At 42.8% G+C, this 19952-nt stretch carries 15 protein-coding genes and 2 pseudogenes; all 17 read left to right on the forward strand.

What is annotated here, in order from left to right; translation table 11 throughout:
* Positions 1–25 precede the first annotated feature (25 nt).
* The 17 genes and pseudogenes from EL081_RS02340 to glyQ all read left to right on the forward strand — a co-directional run bounded on the left by EL081_RS02340 (position 26) and on the right by glyQ (position 19846).
* Complete coding sequence (locus tag EL081_RS02340) at positions 26–757, forward strand: ABC transporter ATP-binding protein (protein WP_126403820.1); 732 nt, start codon at positions 26–28, stop codon at positions 755–757.
* Positions 754–1809, forward strand: a complete 1056-nt coding sequence (locus EL081_RS02345) for an ABC transporter permease (protein ID WP_126403821.1) — start codon at positions 754–756, stop codon at positions 1807–1809. Before EL081_RS02340 ends, EL081_RS02345 begins: the two co-directional genes overlap by 4 nt.
* 40 nt (positions 1810–1849) lie before the next feature.
* On the forward strand, positions 1850–2644 hold the full coding sequence (gene ccrZ / locus EL081_RS02350) for a cell cycle regulator CcrZ (RefSeq protein WP_023022280.1): 795 nt from the start codon (positions 1850–1852) through the stop codon (positions 2642–2644).
* The gene (gene trmB, locus EL081_RS02355; protein WP_126403822.1) at positions 2641–3276 is read left to right on the forward strand and encodes a tRNA (guanosine(46)-N7)-methyltransferase TrmB; all 636 of its coding nucleotides are present in this window, start codon (positions 2641–2643) and stop codon (positions 3274–3276) included. Before ccrZ ends, trmB begins: the two co-directional genes overlap by 4 nt.
* A gap of 165 nt (positions 3277–3441) precedes the next feature.
* A complete protein-coding gene (gene rimP, locus EL081_RS02360; protein ID WP_185759948.1) occupies positions 3442–3930 on the forward strand; it encodes a ribosome maturation factor RimP in 489 nt (162 codons plus the stop codon).
* A 45-nt stretch (positions 3931–3975) separates the two neighbouring features.
* Complete coding sequence (gene nusA, locus EL081_RS02365; RefSeq protein ID WP_023022285.1) at positions 3976–5121, forward strand: transcription termination factor NusA; 1146 nt, start codon at positions 3976–3978, stop codon at positions 5119–5121.
* Positions 5122–5131: 10 nt separating this feature from the next.
* Positions 5132–5428 (forward strand): RNase P modulator RnpM, encoded by a 297-nt coding sequence (gene rnpM / locus EL081_RS02370; RefSeq protein WP_126403823.1) that lies wholly within the window; start codon positions 5132–5134, stop codon positions 5426–5428.
* Entirely contained in the window at positions 5421–5720 is a 300-nt protein-coding gene (locus EL081_RS02375; protein WP_126403824.1) for a YlxQ-related RNA-binding protein, read from the forward strand. Before rnpM ends, EL081_RS02375 begins: the two co-directional genes overlap by 8 nt.
* A gap of 16 nt (positions 5721–5736) precedes the next feature.
* Positions 5737–6391: pseudogene (locus EL081_RS10250) on the forward strand (translation initiation factor IF-2 N-terminal domain-containing protein); the annotation flags it as partial.
* Between the two features lie 71 nt (positions 6392–6462).
* Positions 6463–8460, forward strand: a pseudogene (infB, locus tag EL081_RS02380) (translation initiation factor IF-2); the annotation flags it as partial.
* A gap of 73 nt (positions 8461–8533) precedes the next feature.
* Positions 8534–8884, forward strand: coding sequence for a 30S ribosome-binding factor RbfA (gene rbfA, locus EL081_RS02385; RefSeq protein WP_126403826.1), 351 nt, complete (start codon positions 8534–8536; stop codon positions 8882–8884).
* A gap of 144 nt (positions 8885–9028) precedes the next feature.
* Positions 9029–10660, forward strand: coding sequence for a Na/Pi cotransporter family protein (locus tag EL081_RS02390; RefSeq protein WP_126403827.1), 1632 nt, complete (start codon positions 9029–9031; stop codon positions 10658–10660).
* 453 nt (positions 10661–11113) lie between these two features.
* The gene (gene nagA, locus EL081_RS02395) at positions 11114–12265 is read left to right on the forward strand and encodes an N-acetylglucosamine-6-phosphate deacetylase (protein ID WP_126403828.1); all 1152 of its coding nucleotides are present in this window, start codon (positions 11114–11116) and stop codon (positions 12263–12265) included.
* A gap of 177 nt (positions 12266–12442) precedes the next feature.
* A complete protein-coding gene (locus EL081_RS02400) occupies positions 12443–12670 on the forward strand; it encodes a hypothetical protein (RefSeq protein WP_006597076.1) in 228 nt (75 codons plus the stop codon).
* 1 nt (position 12671) lies between these two features.
* Positions 12672–13514: an aldo/keto reductase gene (locus EL081_RS02405; protein ID WP_126403829.1), complete on the forward strand. Its 843-nt coding sequence runs from the start codon at positions 12672–12674 to the stop codon at positions 13512–13514.
* Between the two features lie 247 nt (positions 13515–13761).
* Positions 13762–18252, forward strand: a complete 4491-nt coding sequence (locus tag EL081_RS02410) for a S8 family serine peptidase (protein WP_126403830.1) — start codon at positions 13762–13764, stop codon at positions 18250–18252.
* Positions 18253–18928: 676 nt separating this feature from the next.
* Entirely contained in the window at positions 18929–19846 is a 918-nt protein-coding gene (glyQ, locus tag EL081_RS02415; protein WP_126403831.1) for a glycine--tRNA ligase subunit alpha, read from the forward strand.
* The last annotated feature ends 106 nt before the right edge of the window (positions 19847–19952 follow it).

A 19952-nucleotide genomic window follows, 5' to 3' on the forward strand; every position in this document is an offset into this window, starting at 1 on the left:
CATTATACCAGAAAGCTAAGAAAATATGTTAGAAATAAAAAACCTGACAGGAGGCTATGTCAATATCCCTGTCTTGAAAGATGTTAGTTTTGAGGTTGGCGATGGTCAATTAATTGGATTGATTGGCTTGAATGGAGCAGGGAAATCAACGACCATAAATGAAATTATAGGTCTACTGCGTCCCTATGCTGGCGAAATCCGGATCGATGGTTTGACTTTAGCTACTTCTCCAAGTGCTTATCGCCAAAAAATTGGTTATATTCCTGAAACACCGAGCCTTTATGAGGAGTTAACCCTGCGTGAGCATATTGAGACAGTGGCGATGGCCTATGACTTGGATCAGGAAGCAGTTTTTGCGCGTGTGACTCCTCTCTTGAAGCAATTTCGACTAGAGGAAAAATTGGATTGGTTTCCTGTCCATTTTTCTAAGGGGATGAAACAAAAGGTCATGATTATTTGTGCCTTTGCTGTTGATCCAAGTTTGTTTATTGTCGACGAGCCTTTCTTAGGTTTGGATCCAGTTGCGATCTCAGATTTAATTCAATTATTGAAGGTGGAAAAAGAGAAGGGGAAATCTATTTTAATGAGTACCCATGTGCTGGATTCTGCTGAAAAAATGTGTGATGCCTTTGTCATTCTTCATAAGGGGCAGGTCCGTGCTCAGGGGACTTTAGAGGAATTGCGGACAGAATTTGGAATGGCAGATGCCGATTTGAATGAAATTTACCTTGCACTAACAAAAGAGGCGGACCGATGATTGAAGTTTTACAAAAGAGGAAGACGACCTTTCGCAATCAGTGCTTGAAATATTCTCGCTATGTGTTTAATGATCACTTTGTCCTCTTTCTCCTGATTTTTCTAGGCTTTTTAGCGGTTCAGTACAGTCAATTTTTGCGCTCCCTACCAGAAGATAAGAGCCTTCTCCTCCTTCTACTTGCCCTAGCTCCTTTGCTCCTGCTTCCAGTTGGTTCTATCGCTACCTATCTTGAGAAGCCAGACATGATTTTCCTTCTGGCAAAAGAAGAGCAATTGAAAGGCTATTTGAACCAACAAATCTTACGAGCGACTATTTTCTGGGGAATTGTACAAACCCTTGTGCTTGTCCTATTTGTCCCATTGGCTTTGGCTTTAGGACTGTCTCTTACCATTGTAGTGGTTTATTTGGCTGTTCTCTTTTTGTTGAAGGTTCTTATTTTTCAAGGGAAGGGAAAAAGATTCTATAACCAGGCGGGTCTTGATTGGAAGCGAATCGTAGAGCTTGAAAACCTGAGAAAGCAAAGTATTCTAAGATTTTTTGCCCTTTTTACAACAGTAAAAGGAATGACTAACAGCGTAAAACGGCGGGCTTATTTAGATAAGCTGACAAGCATGGTTCCGAAAGTCAGTGCTAAGACCTGGAACAACCTGTATCTCCGTTCTTACCTCAGAAATGGTGACCTGTTTTCCATGAGCCTGCATCTATTAGGACTATCCATCGCTGTCTTTATCTTCATCCCGCAAACGTTAGTAGCAGTGGCCGTCGCGGGTCTCTTGAATTATTTACTTGTTTTTCAATTGCTCGGACTTTACAAGGCCTTTGACTATCAGTATTTGACTCGACTCTTCCCCTTAGAAATTCATGCTAAAACACGAGGCCTTCTTCAAACAGTCCAATCGGTAACTTTGTTTGTGGTTCTCGTTGAGGGAGGCCTGGGATTGGTGGTCTTTGAAGACAAACTTCTCGTCTTGGCCTTGCTAGCTTTCACAGCCTTTTTAGCCTATGGTTATGCACCTTTCAAGGTGAGACGATTAGTTGACGAAACGCCTTAAAATTAGTAAAATAGATGGGAAACTGTTTACGGAGGAATAGATGGACTCGAACGAAAAAGAGCTAACGTTGACCCCAATTGCTGGTAAAAGCGGAAAAGCCTTTATGGGGACTTATCCGGATGGGGGGAAAGTATTTGTCAAAATGAATACAACCCCAATATTAGCGGGGCTAGCTAAAGAACAAATTGCTCCACAACTCTTATGGAGCCGACGCTTACCTGACGGAAATGTGATGAGCGCACAAGAATGGTTAAATGGAGAAATTTTAACTCCGAATGGGATGGGGAAAAAGCAAGTGGTTCATATCCTGACTCGTTTGCACCGTTCACGCCCCTTGATGACACAATTGAGAAAGTTGGGCTACACAGCTGAATCGCCATTAGATTTATTGAATTCTTTGAGCAGTCAGTTGCCAATCGCTTTGCGTCAAAACAATTATTTGCAATCTGTATTAAAGAGTTTACGACAGACTGTTCCAGCTTTTCGAGAAGATTATGCAACCATTGTTCACGGAGACGTCCGTCACAGTAACTGGATTGAAACGGACAGTGGATTTATCTATTTGGTTGATTGGGATTCTGTCCGCTTAACAGATCGGATGATGGATGTGGCTCATGTTTTAAGTCACTACATTCCAGACTCTCAGTGGCAGGATTGGTTGGTCTATTACGGCTACAAATACAACGAAACTGTATTTGGTAAATTGTACTGGTTTGGTCAATACTCTTTCCTTTGTCAGATTGTAAAATACTATGAAAACAATGATTTAGAGAATGTGAACCGAGAAATTTATGCCTTGCGTAATTTCCGGTCAAAATATGGGAAGGAAGCATGAGAGTTAGAAACCGCAAGGGTGCAACCGAATTATTAGAAGCCAATCCGCAATTTGTCATTTTGAAGCCAGAAGAAGCCAAAGGGAAGTGGCATGAGATTTTTGGAAATGACCATCCTATTCATATTGAAGTAGGAAGCGGTAAAGGAGCCTTTATTACTGGAATGGCCAAACAAAATCCAGACATTAACTATATCGGGATTGATATTCAAAAATCAGTACTAAGCTACGCTTTGGACAAGGTGTTAGAAGTTGACGTTCCCAATATCAAGTTACTTTGGGTAGACGGGGATAGCTTGACCAATTACTTTGAAGACGGTGAGATTGATCAATTGTATCTTAATTTTTCAGATCCTTGGCCCAAGAAACGCCATGAAAAACGTCGTCTAACCTACAAGAGCTTCTTAGATACCTTCAAACAAATTTTACCAGAGCACGGGGAGATTCATTTCAAGACGGACAATCGAGGACTCTTTGAATACAGTTTGGTGAGTTTTTCTCAGTATGGAATGACCTTGAAGGGTGTCTGGCTAGATCTTCATGCTAGTGATTTTGAGGGAAATGTCATGACCGAATATGAAAAGAAATTTTCAAGTAAGGGTCAGGTCATTTATCGAGTTGAGGCACAATTTTAAAGTCTAGGTAAGGATCAACGTCTTCTGAAAAGGGAGGCGTTTTTCTTTTGGATGATAGCTGGATGAATCAGGAAGGCGAAATTCTTGCATTTCGACGGAACTTGTGCTAGAATATTTAAAACGAATAGAAAAGGAGAGGCGAAGACACATCTTCGCCTCTTGTCTGTGAGGAGGTGTTGTCCTATCGCAACAATTGTTGAATTAGTAACAGAAATTCTTCAACCAGCCATCCAAGCTCCATTCGAATTGGTGGATGTTGAATATGGAAAGATGGGAGGAGATTATGTTCTAAGTATCTTTGTTGATAAGCCAGGTGGTATTACCCTAAATGATACGGCAGATTTAACAGAAGTGATTAGTCCTCTGTTGGATCAGATTCAACCAGATCCATTCCCAGAACAGTACTTCCTAGAAGTGACGAGTCCTGGTTTGGAGCGTCCCTTAAAAACTAAAGATGCAGTGGAAAAAGCTCTGGGTCAATATATCCATGTCAGCTTGTACAAGGCAGTTGATAAACAAAAGGTCATTGAAGGAACGCTCGTTAAGTTCGAAGATGACCAATTGACCATGGAATACATGGACAAAACCAGAAAGAAAACCATTGAAATCCCCTATAGTCTTGTATCGAAAGCAAGATTAGCTGTCAAATTATAGCAGAAAAGAAAGGAAGGCTCTTAGTAGCCTAAGAGCAAGAAAAGAATGAGTAAAGAAATGCTTGATGCTTTCCGCATCTTGGAAGAAGACAAAGGAATCAAAAAAGAAGATATCATTGAAGCTGTCACAGAATCGTTGCGTTCGGCTTACCGGAGACGATATGGTCAAGCAGAAAGTGCGGCTATCGAGTTTAATGAAAAGACTGGTGACTTCCGCGTTTATACCGTTCGTGAAGTAGTGGATGAAGTATTTGATAGCCGATTGGAAATTAGCCTGAAAGATGCTCTTGCCATCAGCTCTGCTTATGAATTGGGAGATAAAATCAAGTTTGAAGAAGCTCCTGCTGAGTTTGGCCGTGTCGCAGCGCAATCTGCCAAACAAACCATCATGGAAAAAATGCGTAAGCAAACTCGTGCGATTACCTATAACACTTATAAAGAACATGAAAATGAAATCATGAGTGGAACGGTTGAGCGTTTTGATAATCGCTTTATCTATGTGAATTTAGGGTCTATCGAAGCTCAATTGTCTAAACAAGACCAAATTCCAGGTGAAGTCTTCCAATCTCATGATCGCATCGAAGTCTTTGTCTACAAAGTGGAAGATAATCCTCGTGGGGTGAACGTATTCGTAAGCCGTAGCCATCCAGAAATGATCAAACGTTTGATGGAGCAAGAAATTCCGGAAGTTTACGATGGAACGGTTGAAATCATGAGCGTGGCGCGTGAAGCTGGAGACCGGACCAAGGTGGCGGTTCGTAGCCATAATCCAAACGTAGATGCGATTGGAACCATCGTTGGTCGTGGTGGGTCTAACATCAAAAAGATTACTAGCAAGTTCCACCCAGCTCGTTACGATCAGAAATTGGATCGTATGGTTCCAACAGAAGAAAATATTGATGTCATTGAGTGGGTTCCAGATCCAGCAGAATTTATCTACAATGCCATTGCGCCTGCTGAGGTCGATCAAGTCATCTTTGACGAAGAAGACAGCAAGCATGCCCTTGTGGTAGTGCCGGATAGCAAACTATCTCTTGCTATCGGTCGTCGTGGTCAAAACGTGCGCTTGGCGGCTCACTTAACTGGCTACCGGATTGATATCAAATCAGCTAGTGAGTACGAAGAAATGGAAGCAAGTCAAGAGCCTGCTTTTGAAGAAGTAGAAAGTGATTTGGATTCTGTAGACGAATAGGGAGGGAATCATGGTAAAGACAAGAAAAATCCCTTTACGCAAGTCTGTTGTTTCAAATGAGGTCATCGATAAACGAGATCTCTTGCGAATCGTAAAAAATAAAGAAGGTCAAGTTTTTATCGATCCGACTGGAAAAGCAAATGGTCGTGGTGCTTATATCAAGCTGGATAACGAAGAAGCACTTCAAGCTAAAAAGAAGAAAGTCTTCAATCGTAGCTTTAGCATGGATGTGGATGAAGCTTTCTACGACGAATTGATTGCTTATGTGGATCATAAGGTGAAAAGAAGAGAGTTAGGCCTTGAATAAGCAAAAAGTCAGTAATTTATTGGGATTGGCTCAGCGAGCAGGGAAAATCATCTCTGGAGAAGAGTTGGTCATCAAGTCTGTTCAAGAAGGAAAGGCTCGTTTGGTCTTTCTAGCAGATGATGCAGCTGCCAATCTTACCAAAAAAATCACAGATAAATGCCACTATTATGGCGTTCCGGTATTAACCGTGTTTTCAACACTAGAATTAAGCACTGCCATTGGTCGCTCACGTAAGGTGGTAGCCGTGACGGATGCTGGATTTTCAAAGAAAATGAGGTCTCTTATGGAATAGAAGAGGAGGACAGCAATTGTCTAAGAAAAGATTGTATGAGATTGCCAAAGAACTAGGCAAGGAAAGTAAAGAAGTCGTCACACGTGCGAAAGAATTAGGGTTGGAGGTAAAGAGTCACGCTTCTAGTATTGAAGGTGAAGCTGTTGAGCGTTTGGTGAAGAGTTTTGCATCGAAGGCTCCTCAAACTCCTAAAGTGACGGAAGAAAAACAAGTTAAAGTTGCGTCGGTTGCAAAAGAATCCGTTGCAAACAATTCAGATAAAACAACTGAAACAGCTGAAGCATCTGTTGTGAAGCCAAAGAGTCGTAATTTCAAGGCGGAACGTGAAGCCCGTGCGAAAGAGCAGGCGGAACGTCGTCAACAACAAGGAAATCGACCTAAAAAACAACAAAATGACCGTCGGGATGGTGATCGTTTCCAAAACAGAAATGATCGCAAAAACCAAGGTAATGACCGACGAAATCAAGGGAATGATCGTCGTCGCGATCAAGCTGGAAATGGTCAAGGACGTCCAAATCCTCTAAACGGTGCACCGAAGATTGATTTCAAAGCCCGTGCCGCAGCATTAAAGGCAGAGCAAAATGCGGAATATGCCCGTGGTAGTGAAGAACGTTACAAGCAACATCAAGCAGCCAAGGTCGAGCAAGAACGTCAGCAACGTCGTAAGCGCGAAGAGGTGGTTGCAACTGAAGTTGTCGCTCCACAACCAAAGGCGGAACCAGTGAAAGCAACTCCAGTAGCGACTCCAAGTCCTGCAACAGTTGATACACGTCGGAAGAAACAAGTTAGACCAGACAAAAAACGTGAAGATTTTGATCGTGAAGAAGATGGTCCAAGAAAACAACAAAAGAATCGAAGTAGTCAAAACCAAGTGAGAAATCAAAGAAATAGTAACTGGAATAATAACAAAAAGAATAAAAAAGGAAAGAATAACCGCAATGAGGCTCCAAAACCAGTAACAGAGCGTAAATTCCATGAGTTACCAAGTGAACTTGAGTACACAGATGGAATGACAGTTGCGGAAATCGCAAAACGGATTAAGCGTGAGCCAGCGGAAATCGTTAAGAAACTCTTCATGATGGGAGTGATGGCGACGCAAAACCAATCCTTGGATGGCGATACCATTGAACTCCTTTTGGTAGATTATGGAATTGAAGCCAAGAAAAAGGTTGAAGTGGACAATGCCGATATTGAGCGTTTCTTCGTGGAAGATGGTTATCTGAACGAAGATGAGCTAGTGGAGCGTCCACCAGTTGTAACCATCATGGGACACGTTGACCATGGTAAAACAACCCTTTTGGATACCCTTCGTAACTCACGGGTTGCGACAGGAGAAGCTGGTGGAATCACCCAGCATATCGGGGCTTACCAAATCGTGGAAAATGGCAAGAAGATTACCTTCTTGGATACACCAGGACACGCGGCCTTTACTTCTATGCGGGCGCGTGGTGCATCTGTTACGGATATTACCATCTTGGTTGTAGCAGCAGATGACGGGGTGATGCCACAGACCATCGAGGCCATCAACCACTCAAAAGCGGCTAACGTTCCAATTATCGTTGCCATTAACAAGATTGATAAACCAGGGGCAAACCCCGAACGTGTCATCGGTGAATTGGCAGAGCATGGAGTCATGTCAACTGCTTGGGGTGGAGATTCTGAGTTTGTAGAAATCTCAGCCAAGTTCAACCAAAACATCGATGAGTTGTTGGAAACTGTCCTTCTTGTAGCTGAAATCCAAGAACTCAAGGCAGACCCAACAGTCCGTGCCATTGGTACCGTTATCGAAGCGCGTTTGGATAAAGGTAAAGGTGCGGTTGCAACTCTTCTGGTTCAACAAGGTACCTTGAATGTCCAAGACCCAATCGTTGTTGGTAATACTTTCGGACGTGTCCGTGCCATGACCAATGACCTTGGCCGTCGTGTGAAAGTAGCTGGACCATCTACTCCAGTTTCTATCACTGGTTTGAATGAAGCACCAATGGCGGGTGACCATTTTGCGGTTTATGAAGATGAAAAATCTGCGCGTGCAGCCGGTGAAGAACGTGCGAAACGTGCGCTGATGAAACAACGTCAAGCAACCAACCGTGTCAGCCTTGAAAATCTCTTTGATACCTTGAAGGCTGGCGAAGTGAAATCCGTTAATGTCATCATCAAGGCCGATGTTCAAGGATCGGTTGAAGCCCTTGCTGCTTCCCTTCAAAAGATTGAAGTGGAAGGTGTGAAAGTGACCATCGTTCACTCAGCAGTTGGTGCCATCAACGAATCAGACGTCACCCTTGCAGAAGCTTCAAATGCCTTCATCATTGGATTTAACGTCCGCCCTACGCCTCAAGCACGTCAGCAAGCAGAAGCTGATGAGGTAGAAATCCGTCTTCACTCAATCATCTACAAAGTGATTGAAGAAATGGAAGATGCCATGAAGGGAATGTTGGATCCTGAATTCGAAGAGAAGGTCATCGGGGAAGCAGTTATCCGTGAAACCTTTAAGGTCTCTAAAGTGGGTACTATCGGTGGATTTATGGTCCTCAGTGGTAAGGTCACTCGTGACTCCAAAGTTCGTGTCATTCGTGACGGTGTCGTGATTTATGATGGAGCTCTTGCTAGCTTGAAACATTATAAAGATGATGTCAAAGAAGTGACCAACGGTCGCGAAGGTGGATTGATGATCGAAGGCTATAATGATATCAAGACTGATGATACCATCGAAGCTTACATCATGGAAGAAATTAAAAAATAAACTGTTAACTAGGAAGGAAGGGAAGAAATCTCCTATTTCCTAGTTTTTAAAGACAGAGCAGAAAGGAGTTCCTATGGCAAGTCATTTTCGGACAGACCGAGTCGGTATGGAAATCAAGCGGGAAGTCAACGAAATTTTGCAAAAGAAAGTTCGTGATCCGCGTGTCCAAGGCGTCACTATTACGGATGTTCAAATGCTAGGCGATTTATCGATGGCCAAGGTTTACTATTCGATTATGAGTGACCTGGCTTCAGATAATCAAAAGGCTCAGACAGGGCTGGAAAAAGCAACAGGAACCATCAAGCGCGAATTAGGTCGGAATTTAAAATTGTACAAAATTCCAGATTTAATCTTTGTTAAAGATGAATCCATTGAATATGGAAACAAAATTGATCAAATGTTACGCGATCTTGATAAAAAATAATGAACAAAACGATAGATTCTGTAGAGTCTATCGTTTTTTTATGGCAAAATTCAGAAGAAATTTCAAAAAAACCTTGTGCCGAAGGGGTGGATGTTTTAAAATAGAGTGAGTAAACTTTTATCGAATGATGATGGAGGAAAAGGAATGTCCATTGATTGGCAGAACATTTTATTTAACTTCTTAGGTGGTTTGGGACTATTTTTATATAGTATCAAAACCATGGGGGATGGCTTGCAACAGGCTGCAGGGGATCGTCTTCGTTACTATATCGACAAATATACCAGTAATCCATTTCTAGGAGTGCTCGTAGGGATTGTCGTGACTGCTCTTATCCAGTCTAGTACAGGGGTAACTGTTATTACGGTTGGATTAGTAAGTGCAGGCCTCTTAACGCTACGCCAAGCAATTGGGATCATCATGGGGGCCAATATCGGGACGACGGTCACTTCCTTCATCATTGGTTTCAAGTTGGGAACTTATGCCTTACCGATTATGTTTGTCGGTACAGTCTGTCTCTTCTTTACCAAGAATCGGATGGCGAATAACATCGGTCGAATCTTATTTGGGGTTGGGGGGATCTTTTATGCCTTAAACCTCATCAGCGCAGGGATGAGTCCTTTGAAGGAGTTGCCAGAATTTAGCCAATACATGGTAACCCTTGGGAAGAATCCAATCCTCGGAGTGCTGGCTGGAGCTATTATTACTGTTTTGATCCAGGCTTCTTCAGCAACCATTGGAATTCTGCAAGGTCTCTACTCAGGAGGATTTTTGGATCTGAAGGGAGCCCTACCGGTCTTATTTGGAGATAATATCGGAACAACCCTCACTGTTATCATCGCTGCCATGGGAGCTAATGTTTCAGCTAAGCGAGTTGCAGCGACCCACGTCTTATTTAATGTCATCGGGACTGTTCTTTGTATTATCCTGTTGGGACCATTTACGAGCATGATTGAATTCTTTCAAGCGCAGTTGCATCTCTCACCTGAGATGACGATTGCCTTTTCACACGGTGCTTTTAATGTGACCAACACCATCGTTCAATTCCCGTTCATCGGTGCTTTGGCTTACTTTGTGACCAAATTGATTCCTGGTGAAGATGAAGTGGTCAAATACGAGCCACTTTACTTGGATGAAAATCTGATTACCCAAGCTCCTTCGATTGCCTTGGGAAATGCTAAAAAAGAACTTTTGCATTTAGGAACTTATGCTGAAAAGAGTTTCGACTTGGCCTATCGCTACATTTTGAATCAAGAAGAAAAGCTAGCTGAAAAAGGCCATAAAACGGAAGAAGCGATTAATACCATCGATGATCAGTTGACCAAATACTTGATCCGCTTGTCCAGTGAAGCTTTGAGTCCAAAAGAAAGCGAATCCTTGACCAATATTTTGGATTCTTCTCGAGATTTAGAGCGGATTGGAGACCACGCAGAAGCCTTAATCAACCTGACGGATTACCTCATTCGGAAGAAAGTTGTGTTTTCTGATAATGCCTTGGCTGAATTAGAAGATATCTACCAACAAACTGCGACTTTTGTTAAAGATGCACTTCGAAGTGTAGAAGAAGATAGCCAAGAGTTGGCGGCAGAGTTGGAACAGCGCCATCAGGCAATTGAGAAGCTCGAAAAGAAATTGCGGAAGACCCATATTTCTCGTCTGAACAAGGGCGAGTGTACGCCTCAAGCGGGTGTTAACTTTATTGATATCATCTCTCACTATACACGTGTTGCCGACCATGCCATGAATTTAGCAGAGAAGGTACAATTGGAGCAAATCTAGACAAAGCAAAAATCCAGTTCTTTAGGACTGGATTTTAGAATGTAGACAAACTTTTTTAAAAAAAGCTAGATAATTTTTTCAAAAAAATAATTTGTATTTTTAATTAATTAAGAAAATTTATAACTTTCCGCTGTGAGAAAAGTGGCTGAAACGCTAAAGTTTCAGCCACTCGGGAGTTTTGAAACTGTAGGTTCAAAACTAAGTCATGGAACTTCCTGGATTGCTGAAATCATCCACTGGATAATTTCACCTAACGTCCGTACTCACCTAAGGAAAGTTTTAAAGAAGACTTTATATTCAATCTAAAATCCAGCTCTAAAGAACTGGGTTTTTTATCGTATTTATAGAGAATATTAATATATTTAAATAAAATAGGTCTATACCATTTACAAATACACGACAAAGGATTATAATGTGTATGAATATATCAGTAGAAAAAGAAAGGAAATCACCATGACAACCTATATACAAGCAGATCAATTCTTTTATCCCCATGGCATTCGTAAGGGAGGATATCTAGAAATTGTCGATGGCAAATTCGGGAAACATGTGGATCAGCTGCCAGAGGGAGCTACAGTTTTGGATTATACAGGCTATAGTATTGCTCCGGGTTTGGTCGATACGCACATCCATGGATTTGGTGGAGTTGACGTTATGGACAACAACATTGAGGGAACCCTTCATACTATGAGTGAGGGGCTCTTGAGCACAGGGGTCACTAGCTTTTTACCAACAACCTTGACCTCTTCTTATGAACAGTTACTAGCAGTAACTGAAAACATTGGGGCACGATACCAAGAAGCTTCTGGTGCTAAGATTCGTGGGATTTACTTTGAAGGACCTTACTTTACAGAGAAATACAAGGGAGCTCAAAATCCAGCCTACATGAAAGATCCTCGGATGGACGAATTCCGTGCATGGCAAAAAGCAGCTAACGGCTTGCTTAATAAAATTGCCCTTGCTCCTGAGCGAGATGGTGTAGAAGACTTTGTCCGCACAGTGACAGGAGAAGGGGTAACGGTTGCGCTTGGGCACTCCAATGCAACCTTTGATGAAGCCAAAAAAGCAGTGGATGCTGGGGCTAGTGTCTGGGTGCATGCCTATAACGGAATGCGCGGCTTGACCCATCGGGAACTTGGAATGGTTGGGGCTATGTACCAACTTCCTCATACTTATGCAGAGTTAATCTGTGATGGCCATCACGTTGATCCAAAAGCCTGCGACATCCTTCTCAAACAAAAAGGAGTGGAAAATATCGCCTTGATCACCGACTGTATGACAGCTGGTGGCTTGGAAGATGGCGACTACATGTTGGGTGAATTCCCTGTTGTCGTAGAAAATGGAACAGCCCGTTTGAAATCAACAGGGAACCTGGCTGGTTCAATCTTGAAGCTTAAAGATGGATTGAAGAATGTTGTTGAGTGGGGCATTGCCAATCCTCATGAAGCGGTCATGATGGCGAGTCTCAATCCTGCTAAATCCGTCCATATTGAGGATGTCTGTGGTCAAATCCGTGAGGGTTATGACGCTGACTTTATTGTACTGGATAAAGATTTAGAGTTGGTAGCAACCTTCTTGGATGGCCAAAAACGATTTGAAGCTTAATGGTGAAAGAGAGGTTGAAGTACGAATCGCTTGCTTTCGCCAGACTAAATATTGAATTTCTTCTATAAGCTGAGATGAAAGTCTCAGCTTATTTAAATCGGATTCCTTGACCTAGCTATTTGTCTCTTTGCTCCGATACATGGTATAATGAAAGTAATTGAATCGCGAGGTAGTTTTATGAATAAGATAAATGTACGTTTTTTATTGATGGGCTTGTTTTTCTTTATCTACGGTATGTTGCGCCGTAGTCCCGTCATCCTAGTGGCAGGCAGTGCTTTTTTACTCTATGCCTTTTTTAGTAAATCGATGGTGCAGCCGAAGGAAAATATCTTTAAGCCAAAGTTGCGCTTGAATGCGAAGACTTCTAAGTCTGGTGAAAAAACAAAGGAAAGTGACGGGAAATAAGATGAAGAGCTACAAACTAAATGACGGACGCCACATTCCTGTACTAGGTTTTGGTACTTGGAAGGCGAAGGATGGCGAGGAAGCTTATCAAGCAGTAAAAGCAGCCTTAGAAGCGGGCTATCGTCATATTGATACGGCAGCCATCTATCAAAATGAAGAAAGCGTCGGAAAGGCTATCAAAGATAGTGGTATTCCAAGAGAAGAGCTTTTTGTAACGACCAAGTTGTGGAATAATCGTCACACCTATGAGGATGCTGTTAATGGTCTAGAAGAATCTTTGCACAAATTGGGACTAGAATATATCGATTTGTACCTCATCCACTGGCCAAATCCTGTGACTCACCGAGAAAATGAGGCCTGGAAAGCACGGAATCGTGAGGTTTGGAGAGCCATGGAAGATATGCAGGCAGAAGGAAAGATTCGTTCTATTGGTGTGAGTAACTTCCTGCCCCATCACCTGGATGCTTTGTTGGAGAGTGCCAAAGTTCTTCCAGCAGTTAATCAGATCCGCTTGGCCCCTGGAGTCTATCAAGAGGAAGTAGTCCGTTATTGCCGTGATAAAGGAATTTTATTGGAAGCTTGGGGTCCATTTGGCCAAGGAGAGCTTTTTCAAAATGAGACAGTCCTCACATTGGCTAAACAGTATGATGTAACTCCAGCCCAGCTTCTCTTAGCTTGGAGTTTAGCAGAAGGATTTTTGCCTTTGCCCAAGTCAGTGACTCCTGAGCGGATTGCAAGTAACCTGCAATGCACTGCGATTGCATTATCCCCAGAAGACTGTGAGCTCCTCCGGAAGATCCCAGTAGAGGCGGGAGCGCCGAATCCAGATACCAAAGACTTTTAAGATCGTTTATTTATAGACAGTGAGAGGTTGCTCTCGCTGTCTTTTTTGTGTAATGAGATGAAAAACGAATAATTTGTTTTAGTTATCTTATTGTTTGAACGTTAAAATCACCAAAAAGCAAACAAAAAATAACTAATTAAAGATATTGTACGGAAATATTACAATTTGATAACAAAGTTAATGTTGAGTGAATTTTCTGAAAAATTAGGAGTATAATAAGAATAATTTAGTATATAGGGGGAATTTTATGAGTAAACAGCGTTTCTCATTGAGAAAATATAAGTTTGGTGTTGCATCGGTGCTGTTAGGATCTGTCCTTGTCTTTGGAGCAGGGAATGTCAGTGCTGATGAAGCGAAACAACCAGAGACGGCAGTCGTTGCATCTGTAGAAGCAAATCCAGCATCGCCAAGTGAGTCTGCCTCGCCTGTAACGAATCAGGCAAGTGAGCAGCCCACAGACTCAGTAGTTGAAAATGGTAAAGTTATTGACGAGCCAGCTTCCTCAGATAAAGGGGTGGCAACTCCATCTGTGGAATCAGACAGCCAAGTCCTTGCGCCGGAAGCAAAAACAGAGGCTCAAGCGACCGAAAAGCAAGCGGAAGTCGTAACTAAAACAGAGGATAAAACTGCAGAAAAAGCATCCGAAGGACAGGAAAAAACAGAAGCAAAACCTTCTTCAACAGAGGAGAAGAGTGAGGCTAAACCTGTAACGGAAGCAAGAGCTGAAAAGAAAACTGAAGATAAACCATTAAGTATCAGCAGCAATACGATTATTAATGTGCCACAAACTTGGGAAAAAGGCTACAAAGGTGAAGGGACTGTTGTTGCAGTCATTGACTCTGGTTTAGATGTCTACCATGAAGTATTGCGGATTTCAGACCCTACAAAAGGGAAATTCAAAAATCAAACAGAGTTAGAAGCTGCTAAAAAAGCAGCGGGAATTGACTACGGAAAATGGTACAACGATAAGGTCGTCTTTGCCTATGATTATATGGATGGAGATGACAATATCAAAGAAAAAGACCATGATTCACACGGTATGCACGTAACAGGAATCGCGACTGGAAACCCTGACAAGAAAGCTGGGGATGGCAACTACGTATACGGGGTTGCTCCAGAAGCCCAAGTGATGTTTATGCGGGTTTTCTCTGATCGTAGTGGATCAACCAGTGATGTTGTCTATGTGAAAGCGATTGATGACGCAGTGGCATTGGGAGCTGATGTCATTAACATGAGTCTAGGATCTGGGACAGGATCTACAGTGAATGCTAGTCCTGCTGTCCGAGAAGCAATCCAACGAGCACGCGCAAAAGGGGTTAGTGTTGTTATCGCAGCGGGTAATAGCAATACCTATGGATACGGTTATGACAACCCAAGCGCTGAAAACCCTGATTACGGTGTCGTGGGTAGCCCTTCAACCGTAGAAGAGTCTATTTCAGTTGCATCAGTAAATGATTCATTCGTAACAGAAGAAGTCTTTACAGTTCGTGGTTTGGAAGAAAATGCCGACTTGGATAAAGGGAAGTTCACCTATACAGCAGCTGAAACAGATGCCAATTTCGAAAATGGGAAAGAATATGACTATGTGGATGCTGGCTTGGGGCGTGAGAGTGATTTAGAAAGTCTCGATTTGACTGGTAAAGTCGCCCTCATCAAACGTGGCGAAATCACCTTCTCAAATAAGGTCGCTAATGTCTATAAAAAAGGAGCGATTGGCGCTCTTATTTACAACAGTGTCGAAGGCGCGAATATCAAAATGGGCCTCGAAGGCGATGCGAAAAAAATTCCTGCGGTATTTATTTCTAAGCGGTATGGAGAAGCCATCAAAGACAAAGACTACAAGATAGTCTTTGATGGTAGTCTGGATAACCGTCCAAACCCTGATGCAGGGAAGATGTCTGAATTCTCTAGTTGGGGAGTGTCAACGGATGGACAATTGAAACCAGATGTTACTGCACCTGGTGGATCGATCTTCTCTTCACTAAATGACAATAGCTATGGCAGTATGAGTGGAACCAGTATGGCCTCTCCTCATGTGGCTGGGGTATCGGCTTTGGTGAAGGAATACCTCCAAGCTCACCATCCGGAACTTTCACCAGAGGAGTTATCTGCAACGGTCAAGGCCTTGATCATGTCAACTGCAAAACCACACTTCAACAAAGAAACGGGCGCCTACACTTCGGTGCGTCAACAAGGTGCAGGGATTGTGGATACTGCTGCAGCGGTTTCAACGGACTTATATGTAACGAATGAAGATGCTTACCCAAGCGTAACTCTTGGCAATGTGGAAGATCGATTCAGCTTTGATGTGACCGTTCATAATATTTCTGATAGAGATAGAGAGTTGAAGATGATTGTGAATACCACTACCGACGATGTAAAAGACGATCATTTTACTTTGAAGCCACGGAAATTGACAGAGACGGTATGGCCAAATGTCACCGTAAAAGCCCATAGTAGTCAGACTGTGACGGTGACTGTCGATGCGTCTAAGTTTGCTGAAGAATTGACTAAATTGATGCCGAACGGCTACTTCTTAGAAGGTTTTGCTCGCTTTGTGGATCCAGCAGATGACGGTGATGTGGTTAGCATTCCATTTATGGGCTTCCGTGGTTCTTTCCAAGATATCCCTGCGGTTGAAAAACCAATCTACAACTTGGTACGAGAAGGGAAATCAGGATTCTACTATGATGTTCCAGAAAGCAAACACGTGCCGTCAAAAGCGAATGTTACATCCTTAGTCTCTAACGCTAACGATGTGCTCTATTCAACTGCTAAGAAGGAAACAGCAGAACGAAGCCCAATCGTTCTCGGGACAGTAGAAACTCCGGAAGGTTTGAATGTCCTTCATTTGGATGCTGACGGCAATGTCCGTCTGGCTATTTCTCCAGATGGAGATGGAAACAAAGATTACGTGCAGTATCGGGCAGTAGTCTTGCGAAATCTAAAAAATATGAAAGCAGCTGTCTACAAGGCAGATGATCAAGCATTTGCTCAGCCAGTTTGGACAAGTACAGGAGCTTTCTCTGCTCGTAAGAATTATTTTGACGGACGTGGGAAACAATCTTATCTAGTCGACAACACGGCTTGGGAAGGGACGGATGCCAAGGGTGAAAAGGTGGCGGATGGTCACTATGTCTATGAGGTTCGTTATACTCCAGCAGTTCCAGGAGCAGAGGAGCAAGTTGTTCGCTTTAACCTCCAAATTGATACCCAAAAACCTATCTTGACTTCAGGTTACACAACCAAGAAGGATGGGGTAGAAACCTTCTATGCTCGTAAAACAAAAGATGTTGGCAATGGTGGAATCTTACGAGAGCAAGTCTTCTATGTCAAGACCTTTGATGAAGAGGGGACCCTGGTTAAGGAGGGGAAAGACGCCCTAGGGAAGACTAGCCGCTTTGAAAACCGTGTCTATTTAACGGCAAATGAGGAAGGTGGCTATACTCTTCCAGAAGGAATCAGTAAAGACTTACTTTACTATGTGGTAGAAGACTACGCTGGAAACCGCGACTTTGCCTCTCTTGCTAATTTTGCTGGTACTGAAGATAGTGGCCGGATTAAGGTGTCTGTCCTAAATGCCGATACACATCAAGAATTAGATACTGATTTTGTCTACCGTATCAAGGATGATCAAGGACAGTATGTCAACTTAGACAAAGGGAAAGAAATCAATTTCCTTAAGTTTGGTAGCTACGTGGCAGAACTCTTTGCCTATGACAAATCAGATCTGAAACTTGTCAGCGAACGAACTCAGAAATTTGAAATCACAGCAGAGGATAGCTTTAAGACCATTGAATTCTTGGCCAAAGAGATTGTCACTGCACCTTTGAGCCTGGTCTTTGATCAAGCAGTACCAAGAACAACACCAGTTGTCTTGAAAAATCAAGCTGGTGAAACCTTTGTTCTTCCAGTTCAACGCTACGGCAAGAATGCGTTTGGAAAAGATGTCCCAGTTGGAACCTATACGATTTCAGTCAGTCTACCAACAGGCTATGAGTTGCTTGAGAATGCACCAACGGTGACCGTTCTAGCGGACCAAAACAATCTCGCAAAACTTTCTGTTGTCATTAAGACCCAATTGTTGCAATTGTTGGCTCAACAAGCTAACTTGACTAGCACTCCTCAGTACTTCAATGCAACGAGTGAAAAACGTTTAGCCTATGATGCAGCTTATCAAGAAGCTCAGAAGGCTCTTGCAGCTAAGTTATCACAAGCAGAGGTTAACCAAATCTTTTCAAATCTTGGATTGGTTACAAGTCAATTAGATGGGAAAGAGTCTGATTTTACAGCGCTTAAATCAGCCATTGCTGCCTATGATGTAACCTCAAAAACAGGTCGTTATGCCAACGCTAAGGATTCCGCTCGACGTGCTTTTGATCAAAGCTTTAAGGAATTGGCCCTCTTGCTCGTTCGTGAAGGTGTGACACAAGAGCAAATCAACCAAGCACTTGCGAGCTACCAAGTAGCTGATCAACAGCTAAATGGAAAAACAACCGATTTCTCAAGTCTTAAGAAATTGATTGCGGCAGAACTTCAGTTCCAAGCTAAGAACGCTAAGTTTATCTATGCAGCAGATAAGGTGAAGGTAGACTACCTTCAAGCATTTATCCGAGCTCAAGCTGTACTGGCTAATCCTGCTGCTAGTCAACAGGAAGTTAAGGCGGCCTTAGCAGAGGTTAAAGCTGCTAAGAAAAAATTAAATGGGAAGAAACCAAAGGTTGCAAAACGCCCATAACCTTCCCCTTTCTTTGAAAGAAATTGCGACAAGTCTGAAACACCTGTTTCAGACTTGTTTTTTGTTTACACTAGAGTAGAAATCTGCTATAATACTAGTCAAGAAAGAAAGGCTTATGGCGTTTTTTTAGCGAGCTTGGGATAGTGAAAGCCAAGCAGAACAAGATAAGCAAGTGGCGCTTTCTCTCAGTAGATAGCTGAGTACAGTAGAATAAAATGAAGTAATAAATTAGGGTGGAACCGCGTTTTTGACGCCCCTAGGTCACTTGACTTAGGAGCAAAGACACGGTTTTTTTGTATCCAAAGTCGCAAGAATTAAAAAAGGAGTAATCATGTCTAAGAAATTAACATTTCACTGTGTCAGTGGAAGAGACCTCCTTACAGTCGGACTGCCCCACGCTCAGCACTAGGCTGCCTGAGCTAGACGCAGTACTAACTCGTCTTGCCTCATATGATCGACGAGGCAGACTCGTGTCGCAAGAAATTATAAAAAGGAGAAGAAGATGTCTAAAAAACTAACCTTCCACTGCGTTAGTGGCAGAGACCTCCTTACAGTCGGACTGCCCCACGCTCAGCACTAGGGCGCCTGAGCTAGACGCAGTACTAACTCGTCTTGCCTCGTATAATCGACGAGGCAGACTCGTGTCGCAAGAAATTATAGAAAAAAGGAGTAAAACATGTCTAAAAAATTGACTTTCCAGGAAATCATCCTTACTTTGCAACAATACTGGAATGACCAGGGTTGTATGCTGATGCAGGCTTATGATAACGAAAAGGGTGCGGGAACCATGAGTCCTTACACCTTCCTTCGTGCCATCGGTCCGGAGCCATGGAACGCAGCCTATGTAGAGCCATCTCGTCGTCCAGCAGATGGTCGTTACGGGGAAAACCCAAACCGTCTTTATCAACACCACCAATTCCAAGTGGTCATGAAACCATCACCATCAAACATTCAAGAACTCTACCTTGAGTCATTGGAAAAATTGGGCATCAACCCATTGGAACACGATATCCGTTTCGTTGAAGATAACTGGGAAAACCCATCAACTGGTTCAGCAGGTCTTGGTTGGGAAGTTTGGCTTGACGGTATGGAAATCACTCAGTTCACCTATTTCCAACAAGTTGGTGGATTGTCAACTGGTCCTGTTACAGCCGAGGTCACTTATGGATTGGAACGTTTGGCTTCCTACATCCAAGAAGTAGACTCAGTTTATGACATCGAATGGGCTCCAGGAGTTAAATACGGAGAAATCTTCCTTCAACCAGAATACGAACACTCAAAATACAGCTTTGAAGTTTCTGACCAAGATATGCTTCTTGAAAACTTCGAAAAATTTGAAAAAGAAGCAGGACGTGCTTTGGAATTGGGTCTGGTTCACCCTGCCTATGACTATGTTTTGAAATGTTCACATACTTTTAACTTGCTAGATGCTCGTGGAGCAGTATCCGTTACAGAACGTGCCGGTTACATTGCTCGCATCCGTAACTTGGCCCGTGTCGTAGCTAAGACCTTCGTTGCAGAACGTAAGAAACTCGGTTACCCACTGCTAGACGAAGCCACACGCGCTCAACTCCTAGCTGAAGAGGAAGAATAAAAAGAGTATTAGATGGGATTTGCTAATAGAGTAATCCTACAGAACCAGTTGCCGCAGTGATAAAGGTATCGTTAGAGAAACTAACGATACCAGGCAAAATTGGAGA

This window comes from Streptococcus viridans (assembly GCF_900636365.1).
GTDB classification, from domain to species: Bacteria; Bacillota; Bacilli; order Lactobacillales; family Streptococcaceae; genus Streptococcus; species Streptococcus viridans_A.

Excerpts from the sequence above, each read along its gene's own strand:
- rbfA (WP_126403826.1), top strand. The coding sequence starts at position 8,534 with ATGGCAAGTCATTTTCGGACAGACCGAGTCGGTATGGAAATCAAGCGG.
- ccrZ (WP_023022280.1), top strand. The coding sequence starts at position 1,850 with ATGGACTCGAACGAAAAAGAGCTAACGTTGACCCCAATTGCTGGTAAA.
- EL081_RS02400 (WP_006597076.1), top strand. The coding sequence starts at position 12,443 with ATGAATAAGATAAATGTACGTTTTTTATTGATGGGCTTGTTTTTCTTT.
- nusA (WP_023022285.1), top strand. The coding sequence starts at position 3,976 with ATGAGTAAAGAAATGCTTGATGCTTTCCGCATCTTGGAAGAAGACAAA.
- trmB (WP_126403822.1), top strand. The coding sequence starts at position 2,641 with ATGAGAGTTAGAAACCGCAAGGGTGCAACCGAATTATTAGAAGCCAAT.
- rnpM (WP_126403823.1), top strand. The coding sequence starts at position 5,132 with ATGGTAAAGACAAGAAAAATCCCTTTACGCAAGTCTGTTGTTTCAAAT.
- EL081_RS02410 (WP_126403830.1), top strand. The coding sequence starts at position 13,762 with ATGAGTAAACAGCGTTTCTCATTGAGAAAATATAAGTTTGGTGTTGCA.
- glyQ (WP_126403831.1), top strand. The coding sequence starts at position 18,929 with ATGTCTAAAAAATTGACTTTCCAGGAAATCATCCTTACTTTGCAACAA.
- nagA (WP_126403828.1), top strand. The coding sequence starts at position 11,114 with ATGACAACCTATATACAAGCAGATCAATTCTTTTATCCCCATGGCATT.
- EL081_RS02390 (WP_126403827.1), top strand. The coding sequence starts at position 9,029 with ATGTCCATTGATTGGCAGAACATTTTATTTAACTTCTTAGGTGGTTTG.
- EL081_RS02340 (WP_126403820.1), top strand. The coding sequence starts at position 26 with ATGTTAGAAATAAAAAACCTGACAGGAGGCTATGTCAATATCCCTGTC.
- EL081_RS02345 (WP_126403821.1), top strand. The coding sequence starts at position 754 with ATGATTGAAGTTTTACAAAAGAGGAAGACGACCTTTCGCAATCAGTGC.
- EL081_RS02405 (WP_126403829.1), top strand. The coding sequence starts at position 12,672 with ATGAAGAGCTACAAACTAAATGACGGACGCCACATTCCTGTACTAGGT.